We start from the raw sequence: 16,373 nt of genomic DNA, 5'->3' as shown, positions 1-16,373 counted from the left end.
TTATTTAAATATGGCTGTTAGTTTCTTTTTAAAGTTATAATGTTTTAAAAACACATCAAACACAGTTAATAAAAGCCCTATGCCTTGTGCATATACTTTATCATTAATTAAAAACAAGGCTTTTTCATACTTGAGTTTTCTAACAATCTGCTTGTTAGCGTTTTTAATCGCCTGGTGATTTTGTGGTTTTTGCTGATTTAAAAATGCCATCATTTCCGCTCGCATTTTAAAATCTATATCTATAATAGCTAATCTATCTTCTTGTTTATTAGCCTTGGCTATAACACTCTTTTCATGATACCTAAAACTATTTAATGCTTCACTAACAAAAGCCACCTTGTTATTTACCAATAACTTGAAATAAATTAACCAATCGCCACAATATCTTAGGTTATGCTCAATATTTAAAAAGCTATCGTTTACAATTTTATCTTTTCTAAATACCATTGCACTAGCATTAGGTATTACATTTTTAGCTATTAAGTATTTCTCGATAAATGTATTTCCATCAAGTATAAAATCTGCTTCAAACTGATTGTCATTAAATCTATGTGTTTGTGTTATCCAACTGCCTGTAACTTCACCATTGCTATTTACACGATGAGATTGACTATATGCCAATGCTATAGTTTCATCACTATTTAATGGATTAATGACAGTTTCTAAAAAATGAGGTTCGCAAAAATCATCAGATTCTGCTATCCAAACAAAAGTACCTTTAGCTAGCGCAATACCTTTTTGCCACTGCTTAAATGTATTACCAGAATTTTGCTCGTTAACAATAAGATATGAAACTTTAGGATGTTTGCTATACGCTTGCAAAATTTCTACGCTATTATCTGAAGATACATCATCTAGTAGAATAACTTCAAAATCTTGATATGTTTGATTAAGAATACTATCTAAACGTTGATTTAGATATTTTGAATGGTTGTAATTAGGTACAATTATAGAAACCGTTGGACTACTCATTAATCATCTTTTGAATTACCTCAAAATAAAGCGGACAAATTTGCTGTGGTGTAAATTTACTAAAAGCAGTTGCATTTATATTACCATGAGCTTCTTTTTGGTTTTGGTCATTGTAATATAACATTACTTTTTCTGCCATTGCTTCAATGCTTAAATATGGTACCACAAAACCTCCGCCTTCTTCAATAATTTCTTGTGATCCTGTAGCATTATCAAAACAAATTATTGGCTTAGCCAACATACCAACTTCAATACAAACCAATGGAAAAGGATCTTCTCTAGAAGTCATTAAAAACACATCAAAATTATTATAATAATCGGCTGGATTTTCTTTTAAACCTACAAAGGACACCATATTATTTAAACTAGTTTTCCTTAAATCTTCATCCATAATTATTTTTTCTGCAACAGAAATACCTCCAACCCAAACAAACTCAATATTAGCTTCTGGATGGTTGGCTTTTATATATCTGGCTACATGCAAAAATAAATCGCTTCCTTTTCGCCAATGTACAGAACCAGAAGCACCAACAGTAAACTTACTTTTTGGTAATGATTTTATTTTTTGTGTAGATACCTCGGAGCATTCATATACTCTCGACACTTTACTTTTTTCAACATTCCAATTATCAATTAAATTATTTTTAACCAAATTGGAAGCTGCTATATAATGGTCTATCCCATTATCATATATTTCAAAATCTGGCAACATACTTTTAATTATTGCCGAAAGTTCATGTATATGCACAATGTGCTTAACATTGCTATTAAAATCTTTTATTTTATTACCATAAGGAATTGCAACTATAGTATTTGAATACACTACATCGTAATCATTTTGCGCTATAGCACTTAATGTTTTATGTTTTGGGTCTTCTGTTTTTGATTTTCCAAGTACCTTTTTTTGTACTTTATTTATTAAACCATTTGTTTTTTTTTCGAACTCGTAAATTGTATCAACAACAGCTGTAAAATCTTGGTGTATATCACCTCTTTGTAACACCAACAACGACAAGGCTATGTTTGGTTGATTTGCTTTCAACCATTTTATAAGATGTAGCAATACAAAAGGAGCTCCTGTACGTGAAGTTTCGTGTGTTATAAAAAGGATTTTACTTAACATATTTCTTTATTAAGTTAAGACTTTTTTTTGCAATTTTTCGCATCATTCTTTGAACCAAATATTGTTTTCTAACACGTTTTTCCTTTTCAAGAAAAGACAATAATTTTCTTCCTTTTCTGTTATCATCCAAACGAGACAAAATCCAGTTTAAAAACAATTTACTATCATTAAACCCAAATTTAATGCATTCCTTAGAAAAAAATGATAATTCATTTTTAATCATATAGGACATAAAAACATTATACCTTTCAACTCTATCTTTAAACTCAAGTGATTCAAGCCAATGGTTAACAGTTTGAAAATCATCTTTACCTTTTATTTCGTAAACTATTTCTTTATTACTTAAAATAGATTTACCCAATTGTAATACAGGTTTTTCATATAACATTGCTTCAAAAACTACAGTAGAATTTACTGCTGCTACATAATCAGTTTGCTCTAAACAATCAAAAAGAGAAATATCATCAATCCATACTCCTTCTACACCTTGTTTTTCAAAAGCACGACTAAACTCATTTTCATTACCAGAAAACCAAGGATGCTTTTTAGCAATTACAAAACAATTTTCATCCTTAATTCCCTTAAGAAACCAACTAAATGCTTCATGATTATTATTGAACAACGGTGAGTATAAAAAATTTGAAGTATCGTTATCTAATTGGTTTAGAAACAAAATTAGCTTAGTATCTTTTGACACATTAAATCTCTCTCTAATATTTAGCTGATTATTAGATTCTGGTTGTTGCCACCAAGTAAATTGCCCATTTAAATAGTATGACTTAAACAACTCAATATTATGAGTAGTATTTTCGACATTTATTTCCTCTAACTTTTTTAATGCTATAGATGTTCCTGCTGTAATACCTAAATCGTCTAAATGCCATGATTTTGGCAAACAACCTCTTTCTAAAAAAGTTAAAGGTATTTTTCTTTCTCTTATTAAATCTTTAAAAATTAATTCACTAGCATGCTGCCCATTTGCTAGAACAACTAAACAAGGATTAACCTCATTTAAAATTTTCTCAAAATATAACTTTTGAGATTTGGCAGCAGACAATCTATCCTTACTAGATTCACCATACCAAACTAGTTCTCTATCTAAATATTTTTTAAAGTTTCCATTACAATTTTTAAATAACGGATTAATTAAAACATCATCTAATCTTTCGGTAAATTTATGACACAAAAACTTATACTTACCATTTGGGTAAATTGGCGCAAGTATTAATAATTTAAAACCTTTTTTTTTCAATAAATCAGAAAGGTCATTCCAATAATTCAGTTCTCCTTTTGAGAAATTAGTATAAGCATAAATTAGAATATATTTATCCATTTCTCTTTACCCAATTTATTTCTTTAATGTCACCATTAAAAGGCTCTGAATATCCTTCAGGGAAGTATTTTATTAGTTTATCTATATCTCCTTTATCGAAACTTAACTCTGGAAATAAGTTTATTGTCTCCTTTACCAAAACAACACTAATATTATATCCGTAAGATTTCACTGAAACATTATGGCAATTAAATCCTGCTAAAACCAACTGATAGATTAAAAGACCTGCATTCCATAACGTTACATGTCCTCCTACAATTTCATGCTTTAAAGGAGGTACAGTAATTGCCAAAACTCCACCTTCCTTTAAATCGTTAAAAATCTTCTTTAAAAAAAGATTTGGATTTGGTTGATGCTCTAAAACATGAGACGCCCAAATAGCGTCAAATTTTTCTTCAAATTCATACTCATAATAATCACCATAAACACAAGTATGATTTTCACTTCTCTTTTCAAAGTAAACAGAACGCCCATAATCAATAGATGTAACTTTTTTACCTACTTCCTTTAGCACATCACTATGTTTTCCCTCTCCACTTCCTATATCTAAAACCGTAGAAAAATCATAATTTTCAACAAAAAACTGTAAAGTTTCTGCTGCAAAAGGCACAGAATTAAAAGGGATTTTAGCCTCTCCGTTTAACACATCTACTATAGGAAATTCATTTTTTTGAATAGCTTTATTCTTTCTGGTCACTTTTAACCCAAATAAACCAAATAACTTATTAATTATTTTTTCCACCTTTCTTTTCATTAAATTTCTTTGTTTGAATAAATAAAATTTGGTGGCCTATTCACGAAGTAATCCTTAAATGACTTATTTGAATCATATTTTACAAATTCTACTTCTTTATCACTACCAATAACTGGAACAAAAACTTTTGCAAAATATTTAGACAACAATTCATTAGTTCTTTCAAATTGCCATTCATAAATCTCAATTTGTACAACAGCATCTTTATTTCTAGTAAAAAACTCACTTCCTCCTAAAATAGCTTTTTCCTCATTTCCTTCTATATCAATTTTGATAAAATCAAAAACTTCATTATCAAACAAACTATCTAAACTAGCTACTTTTATTTTAATTTTTTTAAGCTTTTCAAAAACATTAGAAAACCTCTTAGGCCATTCATCATTTAAGGAATGTCCTTGATTATGAGTTGTAGACAAATAAATATTTTCTATTCCATTTTTATCTGATATTCCAAAGTCGAATAACTTGATTTTATCAGTTTTAATTTTCTTTATTCTCTTCGCTAAAACAGGTATAGGTTCTACGGCATACACTTCTTTTGCTCCAAACTTCAAGTATAGTAATGAAGTAAACCCAATATTAGCACCTAAATCCAATACTTTATAACCATTCTTTACTATAGCTCTTGAGATATAAAAATCGTCATTTTCAATAGATTTAAAATACTTAAGCTCATGTGGATTAGATACATCTAAAACAAGCTTATTATCTCCAATTACAATCTCTTTTTTCTTAAAAAATCCAAGCATTGGTTTTATAAATTATCTTTTAAAATATTAATTTCATCCCAAGTTATTGAATATGAATAAGCTTCCAATGTTTCTTTGGTTTTAAGCAATATATCTTCAAAATCTTTTTTACTTATTAGTTTCTTATACTTATAAATAGACTCTGTTGAAATTGGTTTCGACATATCATTATATCCATGACCAATTTCTCCAACATTATATTGCTTATGCGATTCTAATAACCCATTTTCGTAATCCAAATCAAAAAAACCTAATATTTCCTTAACCTTTTGCTCTGGATTATTCACAAATTCCTCGTAATAAATTTTAGGCAAACCTAGGTTGTGAAGATTCATCATTCTAATATTATAAAATAAGCAAAATTGATCAATATTATCAAGTTCATCAAACTTACTCATCATTTGCGGCTCAATATCTTTTAACCATCTTTTCATTCTTTCAGAAATTGGTTCCCAATAATCAGAATCAGTTCCTTTAACCTCTTTTAAGCCAATACTTTTTAAACTAGCAAATATGGATATAGGATTTCTAACTAAAATAAAACCATTAAAAGGATATTTATGAGTCCAAACACCTTGTTTTATTACTAAGCATTGATCCTTCTTTACACCTAATTGGCTTATTATCTTATTTTTAAAAGAGATTTTTCTTCCCTTATGATTTTTTATCAAATTAAAGGCTTCTACCTCTTCCTTATTCTCTTTTTCATTTAAATTATGTACAACCTTTATTTTAGAGTGAGCATTTAATGTTCTTAATAACACCGTTTCCCCACTTCTAGCCATACTTGCAATATGAAAAATCTTTATTTTTTTTAAAAAGCCCATCCTACTTAGATATCCATTTACCATTTAACAAAGCTGGACTTACTCCAATAAACTTTCCATTAACACTAAACTTTTCTAGGTTATGCATCCATAAAAACTTTTTCCCAGATTTAACATCATCAACTGTTAATGATATTGTATAAACTCCAGTATTTAAATTCAAATTAGAAGTAGAAAAAACAAACTCATTTACTCCTTTCTTCATATTCATTTTTTGATTTAAAATTTTTGAACTTCCTTGATATACTGGGACAAGTTCTCTACTCAGCACAACCATATTTAATTCAACATCATACAAATCTCTAAAAGAGTTTATTTTAATAGAAAAATTAATTTCATCGTTAAAATTATTAATCTCTTTCTTAGACATTTCAAAAGAAATTAATTCACAATCATTTGAAAGCAGTTGATGTTTCTTCTCTACTTTATCAAGACTCTCATAGTACTGTTCTATTACTTCTCCTGTATCTCCTATAATATTAACAACCCCTCTATTTAAATGAATAGCAGAATTACATATTTTAGATACCTGAGGCATATTATGTGTTACAAAAATCACACAACAACTGTCTAGTAATTCATTTATTCTTTCATAGCACTTAGCCCTAAAAGCCACATCACCAACTGCCAACACCTCATCAATAATCAATACATCTGGTTCCATTTGAGAGGCTACTGCAAAACCTAAGCGAACTTTCATACCACTACTATAATTTTGCACTGGCATATCTATAAACTCTCTAATTTCGGCAAAATCAATAATAGCTTCTAACTTAGCATCAATTTCTGCTTTACTAAAACCTAAAACAGCACCATTATTATAAATATTTTCACGTCCAGTTAGTATAGGATTAAAACCAGCACCTAATTCTATTAACGCTCCTACTTTTCCCCTAATGGTTACTGTACCTGCATCTGGTTTTATTAAACCATTTAGTATTTTTAATAAGGTAGACTTACCTGCTCCATTATGACCTATAAGTCCTAAACATTCGCCGCGTTTTAATTGAAAATTAATATCCTTTAAAGCCCAAAACTCCTTAGGTCTTAAACTTGCCTTGGCTTTTCCTCCAAAAGCATTAGTAGTTACATCTTTTAAACCATACCATAGACTTGTCTTTAAGTCTTTACAAAACTTTTTAGACAACCCTTCAACTTCTATTAATACGTCTTCCTTCATATGTATAATTTATGAGCTAATACGCTCTACAAGTATTGGTATTGATATACGATACAACACTAAAGCTACCATAAACAATGGTAGTGCTATAGCTGTAATAATTAAAAAGTTGTTTAAAAATGTTGGTGGCGTTCCTACCAATACATCGCGTGCTGTAAGTATTAATGCTGTTAATGGATTATACTCCATTAACGCTTTCATGAAGCCTTCTTTTGGTATTATATATACCACAGGAGTAGCATACATTAAAAACGACATGCTTATTGGAATAATTTTAGAAATGTCTTTATACAACAAACCTATTGGTGTTAAAAGCAACCCAATGGTTGTACCAAACAATATAATAGCTATTAATACAAATGGAAACCATATTAAGCTCCAACTTAAATCGACCTTAAATAGGAATAAAAACACAAACAGCAGTATTATTTTCACACTACTATTAAACAAGAGTTTATATATACCTGAAACTACTAATGCTTCTTTTGGGAAATTTATTTTAGATAAAATTCCTTTGGCTGCATTTGTGTTATTGATAGGTGAATTAATAGACTCGGTTAATATAGACCACAACAAAGTTCCTGAAAACGCAAATATTGGATAAGGAATACCTGTTTCGGACAATGCAACTGTTCCAGATAAGTTTAAAACCACCCAAACTAATGCTGTTGCTAATGGTGTTATTAATGCCCAAAAAATTCCTAAAAAAGATTGTCTGTATTGCGACTTAATATCTCTAACGGCCAATTGCTTAGCTAAGTACAACGAGTTACCAATATCTTGAAAACTTTCTTTAGCATGTTTAAAGATGCTTTTGTTGTTTTCTTTTTGATATACACGTGTTTCTAAACTCATACGTAATGAGGATTGATTTCTAGGGCTGTTTTATGAAAAGCTAATATAAGGATTAATATATAATAGCTAAATAAAACGAAATAAGAATAATAAGAATTTACTTACTAAAATAATCCCAAGTTACTTTTAAACCTTCTGCAACTGTATATTGTGGCTTATAGCCTAAAAGTGTTTCGGCTTTAGAAATATTTGCTAAAGAATCTCTAACATCTCCTAATCTTGGAGGACCATATAATGGTTCTAACTTAGATTGGGCAGCATCTTGCAAATCGTACCAAAGCTTGTTAACACTAATACGCTCGCCACAAGCTATATTAAACACTTGATTAGCTGCATCTTTAGATGCAAAAAAGCCTTTTACATTAGCTTGAACTGCATTATCTACAAAAGTAAAATCACGTGTTTGCTCACCATCTCCATTAATAGTTGCTGGCGCATCATCTTTCAAGGCTTGCATAAACAAAGGTACTACTGCTGCATAAGCACCATTAGGACTTTGCTTTGGTCCAAAAATATTAAAGTAGCGTAATCCTACCACATCTGTATTGTAGGTTTTACCAAATACATCTGCATACAACTCGTTAACATACTTTGTTACTGCATAAGGCGACAATGGTTTGCCAATATTATCTTCTAATTTTGGCAATGCTTTACTATCGCCATAAGTAGAACTAGAGGCTGCATACACCATACGTTTTACGGTATCGCTTTCTTTTAAAGCAATCATCATATTTAAAAACCCAGAAATATTAACATCATTAGTCGTTGCAGGATCATTAATTGAGCGTGGTACCGAACCTAATGCTGCTTGATGCGACACATAATCCATGTCTTCCATAGCAGCTTTACAAGTATTTAAATCGCGTATATCACCTTCAATTAACTCAAAAGCTGGATGCTCCATAAATTCGGTTAAGTTTTCACGATAACCATTAGAAAAATTATCTAAAACTCTAACTTTTTTTGCATTGTGCTTTAAAAGATATTCTACAATGTTTGAACCTATAAATCCAGCACCTCCAGTTATTAAAAAACTAAATTGTGAAAGGTCTTGTGTATGATATGCTTTACTGTACATTATAAACGTGCGTCTACTAAATGTTTAGGGAATAATGATTTAACATCAAACACTACACCTATTTCTGATTGTAGTGCTTTTATATCTAATTCTAAAAACTCTTTATGAGATACTGCTAAAATAATAGCATCGTAATTAGATTTTAAATTTGAATCTTTTGTTATTAAATCGAAATCGTACTCATGTTTCACTTCCTCGGCTGATGCCCAAGGGTCGTACACATCTACATTTACATGATACGTTTCTAATTCGCGAATAATATCTATAGCTCTAGAATTTCTGATATCTGGACAATTTTCTTTAAAAGTAATACCTAACACCAAAGCGTTAGCACCTTTTATAGTTGCGCCATTGTTAATCATCATCTTAACAGTTTCGGAAGCGACATAACTTCCCATACTGTCGTTCATTTTACGTCCAGCTAAAATAATTTCTGGTGTATAACCAGACTCAATTGCTTTTTGAGCTAAATAATAAGGATCCACACCAATACAGTGTCCACCAACTAATCCTGGAGAGAACTTTAGGAAGTTCCACTTAGTTCCAGCAGCCTCCAAAACAGCGTTTGTATCAATATCTAACAATCTAAAGATTTTAGATAATTCGTTTACAAAGGCAATATTAATATCTCTTTGAGAGTTTTCTATGACTTTAGCAGCTTCAGCAACCTTAATTGATGGTGCTAAATGTGTTCCTGCTGTAATAATTGTTTTATATAAATCGTCAATACGTTTTGCAATTTCTGGTGTAGAACCTGAAGTAACTTTAAGAATTTTAGTTACAGTGTGTTTTTTATCACCTGGATTGATACGCTCTGGAGAATAACCTGCATAAAAATCCTTATTAAAAGTTAAACCAGATGTTTTTTCTAAAATTGGCACACAAATGTCCTCAGTAACTCCTGGATATACTGTAGATTCATAAATTACAATATCATCCTTCTTTAAAACATTACCAACAGTTTCACTAGCTTTTACTAAAGGTGTAAATACTGGCTTGTTTAATGCATCTGTAGGTGTAGGTACTGTAACAACAAATACATTAGACATTTCTAAATACTTAGGATCATTGGTAATTAAAAGTCCATTAGCCCCTGAAAACTCACTAACTAACACCTTTTTAAGCTCATCATCTTCAACTTCTAGAGTTTTATCTTCACCTTGTTGAAGTTCTTGAATTCTAGTAGTATTAATATCAAATCCAACAACATTAAATTGTTTTGAAAACTCAACAGCTAGTGGTAAACCAACATATCCAAGTCCAATAATTGCTATAGTATCTTTATTATTCATTATTAAATTTTGGGTTATAAAATAATTCACGCCAAATCTAGTCAAAAAGAATAAGTTGCGTGCTCATTTTTTAAACTTTTAATGGTATTTGTAAAAAAATTCGATGTATGACAAGAAAACAAACACAGACAACTAAAAACCAACAACTTACTTAAGCCTTAGCCATTTTTTAAGCCGTTTTATAAACGAAACTGGTTTATCTTTTTCGTGATAAGCATTACCATAAACACCATAGCCATAACCGTAACCATAACCGTAGCCATATCCATAACCATAATTATGATTAGCCTTATGCTTATAGAAGTTTAACAAGAAACTTACATTTTTAAGTTCTCCTGCTTTATGCTTTGCATTTACTAACTGTAACATACCTTTTTTAGTATAATCTAGGCGAATCATAAATATAGTAGCATCGGCATATTGCGACAACTCTAAAGCATCTGTCACTAAACCTAAAGGAGGTGTATCTAAAATAATAATATCGTATTCGTTACGCAGCTTTTCCATCAACACATGCATATTATCACTCATTAAAAGCTCTGATGGATTTGGTGGAATTGGTCCTGAAGGTACAATATCTAAATTATCGATATGTGTTTTTATTTTAACATCATCGAAATTTTCTTCACCAATAAGATAGTTTACAACACCTTGTTCATTAGTAATTTTAAAATCTCCAAATATCTTAGGTTTACGTAAATCTAACCCTAACAAAATGGTCTTCTTTCCAGATAAGGCATATACAGTTGCAATATTAATAGAACAAAATGTTTTACCCTCACCACTTACCGAAGATGTTATCATTAATGTTCTTCCTCCAGGATGTTCTTGCTTTTTATAAATAAATTGAAGACTTGAACGTATAGCTCTAAATGATTCTGCTACTGCCGATTTTGGCTTTTCAAAAACCACCAAGTTGTTTTTATACTTGTATTTACCTATTAATCCTAAAATTGGAATTTTAGATAATTGCATTACTTCGTCAGAACCATGAATAGTATTATCTAGTAAAAAGATAACAAAGATTAAAAACATTGGTATAAAGAACCCAAGCATTAATGCCATCATATAATTAAGTGATGTATTAGGACCTATTTGGCCTCCCCCAATATCTTTTGCAGCATCAATTACCATAATATCAGACACATTAGCAGCCTTTACAATAGCTGCTTCGCTACGTTTATTCATATACACATTATAAGCTTCTTGACTAATATCTAGCTTTCGTTGAATCTTTAAATACTGCTGCTGATCTTCAGGTAAACCACTTAATTTAGCTTCTAGTGTGGCAATGTTTCTATTTATAACATTTAAATTAATACCAATAGTATTTTTAGTAGCATTAATAGTTTCTAACAATACGTTCTTTTCTGAATCTATCTGCCTATCTAAATCTTTAAATAATATGTTTCCCTCCTTGGCAGTATATTCAAGATTCTGTCTTTCAATAGATAAATTGGTGATTTTAGCTACACTACTTAAAATGTTTCTTTCTTGAATTCCTACTGAAGTAGGTGCTGCAATTTGAGTATAATCTGTCTTAGTCTTTAAATAAGTATCAAGATTATCTAAATAATTAAGCTTAGTTTCTTCTTCTTGTTTCTTTTTATCAAACTCCTTTAATTGCTGTGATACTTGTGAAATCTCAACATCAATATCAAACACTTTATTTTGTTTTCTAAAGTCATTCATTTCATCAACAACATCCTTTAGATTAGTGTTTACAGCTGCCAAACTACTATCTATAAATTTTATTGTATTTGTAGCATATAAATTTTTAAGCTCTAGCTCTGTTCTGCTCAAAATAGCTGTTGTAGCATTTAAATAATCTACTATTTTAGCTTTATTATTTCCAGCTAAACTAAGCCTTAAAACAGATGATGATGTTTTTGAAAATGGATCAATTTTTATTCCATTCTTATATTGATTTACAACACTATCGAAATTTAAAAAATTAACAAAATAAACAGCTCCTTGCTTAATACTTCTATTAGGCTTTACAAATAATTTTCCACTAAAAAACGGAAGTTGTACTGGTTCTCCAACTCTAAAATCTTTAGTAAAAGCTCCTACTGGAACATCTATTGATTTTTTACTTTTATCAAGGTACACCTGTGCGCCTCTTCTTGGGTTTTCAAACTCGGTAAAAACTTGAAAGGTAGAATCGCTTGTAAAACGAATACCTATTGGATACCCTAATACTTGTGGTTTGGATTTATCTAATTCAACTTTAAATGGCGCTCTTGTATAAACATCTTCCTTTCTATACTTTCCTTCCACCAAGTATTGCATATAATACTGTAAAGAATCGACTACCAATTCATTGTGACTTCTCGTTTTTACAGTGGTTAATATTTTACCTACTTTTCCAGAAACGCCTCCCCAATTAAACGAAATACTTGTATTAGCAGTAAAAAATGGATTTTGATCATTTTCTATAGTAATTAAAGAATCTAATCTGTATACATTTTGCTTCCTAACATTAATTAGATAAGCTATAATTAATGCAAAACCAACACTTAACAGCACTAACTTCCATAGATTTAAAGCTTTAAAAAGAAACCCTCTAAAGTCAAAACTAACACGACCAGTTTCCTGATCCATATCATTTATTTCGTTATACTCCATATTATTTTAACCTATCAATAAGTAATATTGTTGTTGTTACTAAAGAAAAAACTGTAATTAAAATAGTTAAATTTTCTCTAGCTGAAGTTCCAGTACCTAATGACTTAGCTTTAATTGGTTTTACGTATATCATATCGTTAGGCTGTATGTAATAGTAAGGCGACTGCATCACTTTAACATCTGTTAGGTCGAGGTGATGAATTTTTTGCCCTTGTGGATATTGCCTAATAATAAGTACGTCTTTTTTATCTCCATACTCCGAAATCTCACCTACATTAGCAATAGCTTCAAAAATATTAACACGCTCTTTAAAGATTACTTTAGAACCTGGACTACCAACCTCTCCATTAACAGTAAAATTTAATCCAGCTAGCTTTACAGTTACAAAAATATTAGCGGCTTCTTTAAATTGCTCTTCTAATAATTTCTTTTCAATCATTTCCTGAATTTCCTCAACTGTATAGCCTAATACATTTATATATCCTAAAGTTGGAACTCTGATATTACCATGTAAGTCGACTGTAAATCCATCAAAATAAGCACGCTCTGAACTAGATGCATTTAAGTTATCATCTCCAATAGGGTTTAATATAGATACATTTTCTTGGTCTAATGCTTTTACTCTAATATTTAAAACATCATTTATTTGTACACGATACGGTTTTTGCTTTTCCAGTAACACTTGACTACTGTCTAATGCAGTTTCATAGTTTTGAAGATAGACTGTATTCTTATGAGGTACACAAGAGGTTACTAACACACTAAAAATTAATCCTATAAAAAGAATAAATTGCTTCATATTGAGGCTATTTGTTTACCCACAAATATAGCTTTTCAATAGGAATAATAAAACATATGCATGTTTTTTTGAGGATTTATACGTTATTTGCAAAAAAGAAGTTTTGAACTATTTAACTGTAGAAAATATATCTAAATCGTATGGCGAATTAAGCCTTTTTGAAAATGTATCCTTTAGCATACATAAAGATCAAAAAATAGCTTTCGTTGCAAAAAACGGTTCTGGAAAAACATCCATTTTAAATATTCTATCTGGTAAAGACGAACCAGATAATGGGCAAATTATTTATAGAAAAGGTATAAAAACTTCGTTTTTATCGCAAGACCCTAAACTTGACCCTGAGCTGACTATTGAGGAAACTATTTTTGCTTCAGACAATCAAATTCTAAAGGTTATAAACACCTACCACGAAGCTTTATTAAACCCAGAAGACACTGATAGTTACCAAAAAGCATTTGACGATATGGAACGTCATAATGCTTGGGATTTTGAAACACAATACAAGCAAATATTATTCAAACTGAAGCTTGAGGATTTAAACCAAAAAATTAAATTACTCTCTGGTGGTCAAAAAAAGCGTTTAGCACTTGCAAATGCTCTTATTAACAAACCAGACTTACTTATTCTTGATGAGCCAACCAACCATTTAGATTTAGAAATGATAGAATGGCTTGAACAATTTTTTGCTAAAGCAAACATGACATTGTTTATGGTCACTCACGACCGTTACTTTTTAGAGCGTGTTTGTAATGAAATTATAGAGTTAGACCAAGGCGAGATTTATGGATATAAAGGAAATTACTCCTACTACCTTGAAAAAAAGGAAGCTAGAATTGAGCGTGAAGCTATTGAAACCAACAAAGCAAAACAACTTTTTAAAAAAGAGCTAGGTTGGATGCGAAGACAACCAAAGGCTAGAACTACAAAGTCAAAATCTAGAATAGACGATTTTTTTGAAATCAAAGCCAGAGCTCACAAACGCAGACAAGACCATGAAGTACAATTAGAAATAAACATGGAGCGTCTTGGAAGCAAAATTATAGAGCTCCACAAAGTATCTAAAGCATTTGGGAAAAAAGTAATGCTAGATAAATTTGAATATGTATTTCAAAAAGGTGAACGTATTGGTATTATTGGAAAAAATGGCGCAGGAAAATCCACCTTCCTAAATATGCTAACTGGAGCATTAAAACCAGATAACGGAAAAATAATTTTAGGAGAAACAGTTAAGTTTGGCTACTACACTCAAAATGGTATTACTCCAAAACCTGAACAAAAAGTAATTGATGTAATTCGTGAGTTTGGTGATTATATTCCATTAAAAAAAGGACGACAAATAAGTGCACAACAACTACTAGAGCGTTTTTTATTTAGCAGAAAGAAACAATACGATTTTGTAGAAAAATTAAGTGGTGGCGAACGTAAACGTTTATACTTATGTACAGTCTTAATTCAGAATCCAAATTTTTTAATTTTAGATGAGCCTACTAACGACTTAGACATCGTTACGCTTAATGTTTTAGAAAACTTCCTTTTAGATTTCCCAGGATGTCTTATTGTAGTATCACACGATAGGTACTTTATGGATAAAATTGTTGATCATTTATTTGTTTTTAGAGGTGATGGTGTTATTGATGATTTCCCTGGTAATTACTCTGACTTTAGAGCGTATGAAGACAGTACACCTAAAGTAACAAAAGCTCCTGAAGAAAAGACCGATAAAAAACAATGGAAAAAAGACGATAACAGTCGCTTGTCATATAACGAGCAAAAAGAACTCAAAAACATTGAATCTAAACTTAAAGTACTAGAACACGACAAAAAACAACTTGAAGAAAAGTTTAACGACACTACATTATCTACCGATAAAATCAATGAACTATCAACCGAATTACAAAAAATTATTGATAGTATTGAAGAAAAAGAAATGCGTTGGATGGAGTTACTAGAAAAACAAGAAGGTTAAAATGCTTTACGCCATCACTTCATATATCTCATTTTTATTAAAGTCAACCAATCAACATGGTGTACATTCTCCTTTTGTTTACAATTTTGTGACTAAATGCCTTTATGACAAAAAGAAATATGATAGTTATGTGTTTTTAAAAAAATACAGGATAGCCTTATTAAACAACAAATCTAGTATAGAAATTACCGATTTTGGAGCTGGTTCAAAAAAGTTTAACACCAATAAACGTCAAATAAACAAACTAGCTAAAAATGTTGGAACCACTAGTAAAAGAGCAAAGTTATTATTTAGACTTACCTCCTACTTTAAGTCAAACACTATTTTAGAACTAGGCACTTCATTAGGCATTGCTACACAAGCCATGAGTTTAGGAAATCCTAAAGCTCAAATCACAACTATTGAAGGCTGCCCAAACTTAAACAGTTTTACCAAGAAACAATTTAAGCAAAATCAACTCAAAAATATTAACGCGTTAAATGGGAATTTCTCTGATGTTCTAAATAATTTAACAAACAATAGTTACGACCTTATCTTTTTTGATGGCAATCATCAAAAAGAAGCAACTCTTAATTACTTTGAAAAACTATTAACTACAGCTCATAACGATTCTGTATTTGTTTTTGATGATATCTACTGGTCCAAAGATATGACTGAAGCTTGGGAAACCATAAAACAACACCCAAAAGTGACCGTTACTATAGATACTTATTTTTGGGGATTTGTCTTTTTCAGAAAAGAACAGCAAAAAGAACATTTTACCATTAGAGTGTAACGTCTGTAAGAATTTTACGTCTTGTATTTTTAAATTCCAAAT

Annotated in this window: 14 protein-coding genes; 2 read left to right on the top strand and 12 right to left on the bottom strand. The window is 30.4% G+C overall.

Annotated elements, in window-relative coordinates; genetic code table 11:
* The 12 genes from ACLII3_RS11935 to ACLII3_RS11880 form a co-directional block, all read right to left on the bottom strand.
* Entirely contained in the window at positions 1–972 is a 972-nt protein-coding gene (locus ACLII3_RS11935; protein WP_412984463.1) for a glycosyltransferase family 2 protein, read from the bottom strand.
* A complete protein-coding gene (locus tag ACLII3_RS11930) occupies positions 965–2,095 on the bottom strand; it encodes a glycosyltransferase (RefSeq protein WP_412984462.1) in 1,131 nt (376 codons plus the stop codon). Before ACLII3_RS11930 ends, ACLII3_RS11935 begins: the two co-directional genes overlap by 8 nt.
* Positions 2,085–3,428, bottom strand: coding sequence for a hypothetical protein (locus ACLII3_RS11925; RefSeq protein ID WP_412984461.1), 1,344 nt, complete (start codon positions 3,426–3,428; stop codon positions 2,085–2,087). The genes ACLII3_RS11930 and ACLII3_RS11925 overlap by 11 nt, the downstream gene beginning before the upstream one ends.
* Positions 3,421–4,182, bottom strand: a complete 762-nt coding sequence (locus ACLII3_RS11920; RefSeq protein WP_412984460.1) for a class I SAM-dependent methyltransferase — start codon at positions 4,180–4,182, stop codon at positions 3,421–3,423. The genes ACLII3_RS11925 and ACLII3_RS11920 overlap by 8 nt, the downstream gene beginning before the upstream one ends.
* Positions 4,182–4,931 carry an FkbM family methyltransferase gene (locus ACLII3_RS11915; protein WP_412984459.1) on the bottom strand — a complete coding sequence of 250 codons (750 nt, stop codon included), beginning with the start codon at positions 4,929–4,931 and terminating at the stop codon, positions 4,182–4,184. The genes ACLII3_RS11920 and ACLII3_RS11915 overlap by 1 nt, the downstream gene beginning before the upstream one ends.
* Before the next feature lie 5 nt (positions 4,932–4,936).
* A complete protein-coding gene (locus ACLII3_RS11910; protein WP_412984458.1) occupies positions 4,937–5,716 on the bottom strand; it encodes a hypothetical protein in 780 nt (259 codons plus the stop codon).
* A 43-nt stretch (positions 5,717–5,759) separates the two neighbouring features.
* Complete coding sequence (locus ACLII3_RS11905) at positions 5,760–6,938, bottom strand: polysaccharide ABC transporter ATP-binding protein (protein WP_412984457.1); 1,179 nt, start codon at positions 6,936–6,938, stop codon at positions 5,760–5,762.
* A gap of 9 nt (positions 6,939–6,947) precedes the next feature.
* A complete protein-coding gene (locus ACLII3_RS11900; RefSeq protein WP_412984456.1) occupies positions 6,948–7,793 on the bottom strand; it encodes an ABC transporter permease in 846 nt (281 codons plus the stop codon).
* 97 nt (positions 7,794–7,890) lie between these two features.
* Positions 7,891–8,871 carry an SDR family oxidoreductase gene (locus tag ACLII3_RS11895; RefSeq protein WP_412984455.1) on the bottom strand — a complete coding sequence of 327 codons (981 nt, stop codon included), beginning with the start codon at positions 8,869–8,871 and terminating at the stop codon, positions 7,891–7,893.
* On the bottom strand, positions 8,871–10,163 hold the full coding sequence (locus tag ACLII3_RS11890) for a nucleotide sugar dehydrogenase (RefSeq protein WP_412984454.1): 1,293 nt from the start codon (positions 10,161–10,163) through the stop codon (positions 8,871–8,873). The genes ACLII3_RS11895 and ACLII3_RS11890 overlap by 1 nt, the downstream gene beginning before the upstream one ends.
* 147 nt (positions 10,164–10,310) lie before the next feature.
* On the bottom strand, positions 10,311–12,791 hold the full coding sequence (locus ACLII3_RS11885; protein WP_412984453.1) for a GumC family protein: 2,481 nt from the start codon (positions 12,789–12,791) through the stop codon (positions 10,311–10,313).
* 1 nt (position 12,792) lies between these two features.
* Positions 12,793–13,590, bottom strand: a complete 798-nt coding sequence (locus ACLII3_RS11880; protein WP_412984452.1) for a polysaccharide biosynthesis/export family protein — start codon at positions 13,588–13,590, stop codon at positions 12,793–12,795.
* Positions 13,591–13,693: 103 nt separating this feature from the next.
* Between ACLII3_RS11880 and ACLII3_RS11875 the strand changes: the two genes are divergently transcribed.
* Together ACLII3_RS11875 and ACLII3_RS11870 are read left to right on the top strand one after the other, a co-directional pair.
* The gene (locus tag ACLII3_RS11875) at positions 13,694–15,556 is read left to right on the top strand and encodes an ABC-F family ATP-binding cassette domain-containing protein (protein ID WP_412984451.1); all 1,863 of its coding nucleotides are present in this window, start codon (positions 13,694–13,696) and stop codon (positions 15,554–15,556) included.
* 1 nt (position 15,557) lies between these two features.
* Positions 15,558–16,331 (top strand): O-methyltransferase, encoded by a 774-nt coding sequence (locus tag ACLII3_RS11870; protein ID WP_412984450.1) that lies wholly within the window; start codon positions 15,558–15,560, stop codon positions 16,329–16,331.
* Positions 16,332–16,373 lie beyond the last annotated feature (42 nt).

This window comes from Pontimicrobium sp. IMCC45349 (assembly GCF_047219225.1).
GTDB lineage: Bacteria > Bacteroidota > Bacteroidia > Flavobacteriales > Flavobacteriaceae > IMCC45349.
The sequence above is the reverse complement of the archived record's forward strand: the minus strand, read 5'-3'. Positions and strand labels throughout refer to the sequence as shown.

Bases quoted from the DNA above. Each gene is read 5' to 3' on its own strand.
- ACLII3_RS11920 (WP_412984460.1), bottom strand. From the start codon at position 4,182: ATGAAAAGAAAGGTGGAAAAAATAATTAATAAGTTATTTGGTTTATTT.
- ACLII3_RS11880 (WP_412984452.1), bottom strand. From the start codon at position 13,590: ATGAAGCAATTTATTCTTTTTATAGGATTAATTTTTAGTGTGTTAGTA.
- ACLII3_RS11885 (WP_412984453.1), bottom strand. From the start codon at position 12,791: ATGGAGTATAACGAAATAAATGATATGGATCAGGAAACTGGTCGTGTT.
- ACLII3_RS11900 (WP_412984456.1), bottom strand. From the start codon at position 7,793: ATGAGTTTAGAAACACGTGTATATCAAAAAGAAAACAACAAAAGCATC.
- ACLII3_RS11870 (WP_412984450.1), top strand. From the start codon at position 15,558: ATGCTTTACGCCATCACTTCATATATCTCATTTTTATTAAAGTCAACC.
- ACLII3_RS11935 (WP_412984463.1), bottom strand. From the start codon at position 972: ATGAGTAGTCCAACGGTTTCTATAATTGTACCTAATTACAACCATTCA.
- ACLII3_RS11890 (WP_412984454.1), bottom strand. From the start codon at position 10,163: ATGAATAATAAAGATACTATAGCAATTATTGGACTTGGATATGTTGGT.
- ACLII3_RS11910 (WP_412984458.1), bottom strand. From the start codon at position 5,716: ATGGCTAGAAGTGGGGAAACGGTGTTATTAAGAACATTAAATGCTCAC.
- ACLII3_RS11925 (WP_412984461.1), bottom strand. From the start codon at position 3,428: ATGGATAAATATATTCTAATTTATGCTTATACTAATTTCTCAAAAGGA.
- ACLII3_RS11895 (WP_412984455.1), bottom strand. From the start codon at position 8,871: ATGTACAGTAAAGCATATCATACACAAGACCTTTCACAATTTAGTTTT.
- ACLII3_RS11905 (WP_412984457.1), bottom strand. From the start codon at position 6,938: ATGAAGGAAGACGTATTAATAGAAGTTGAAGGGTTGTCTAAAAAGTTT.
- ACLII3_RS11930 (WP_412984462.1), bottom strand. From the start codon at position 2,095: ATGTTAAGTAAAATCCTTTTTATAACACACGAAACTTCACGTACAGGA.
- ACLII3_RS11915 (WP_412984459.1), bottom strand. From the start codon at position 4,931: ATGCTTGGATTTTTTAAGAAAAAAGAGATTGTAATTGGAGATAATAAG.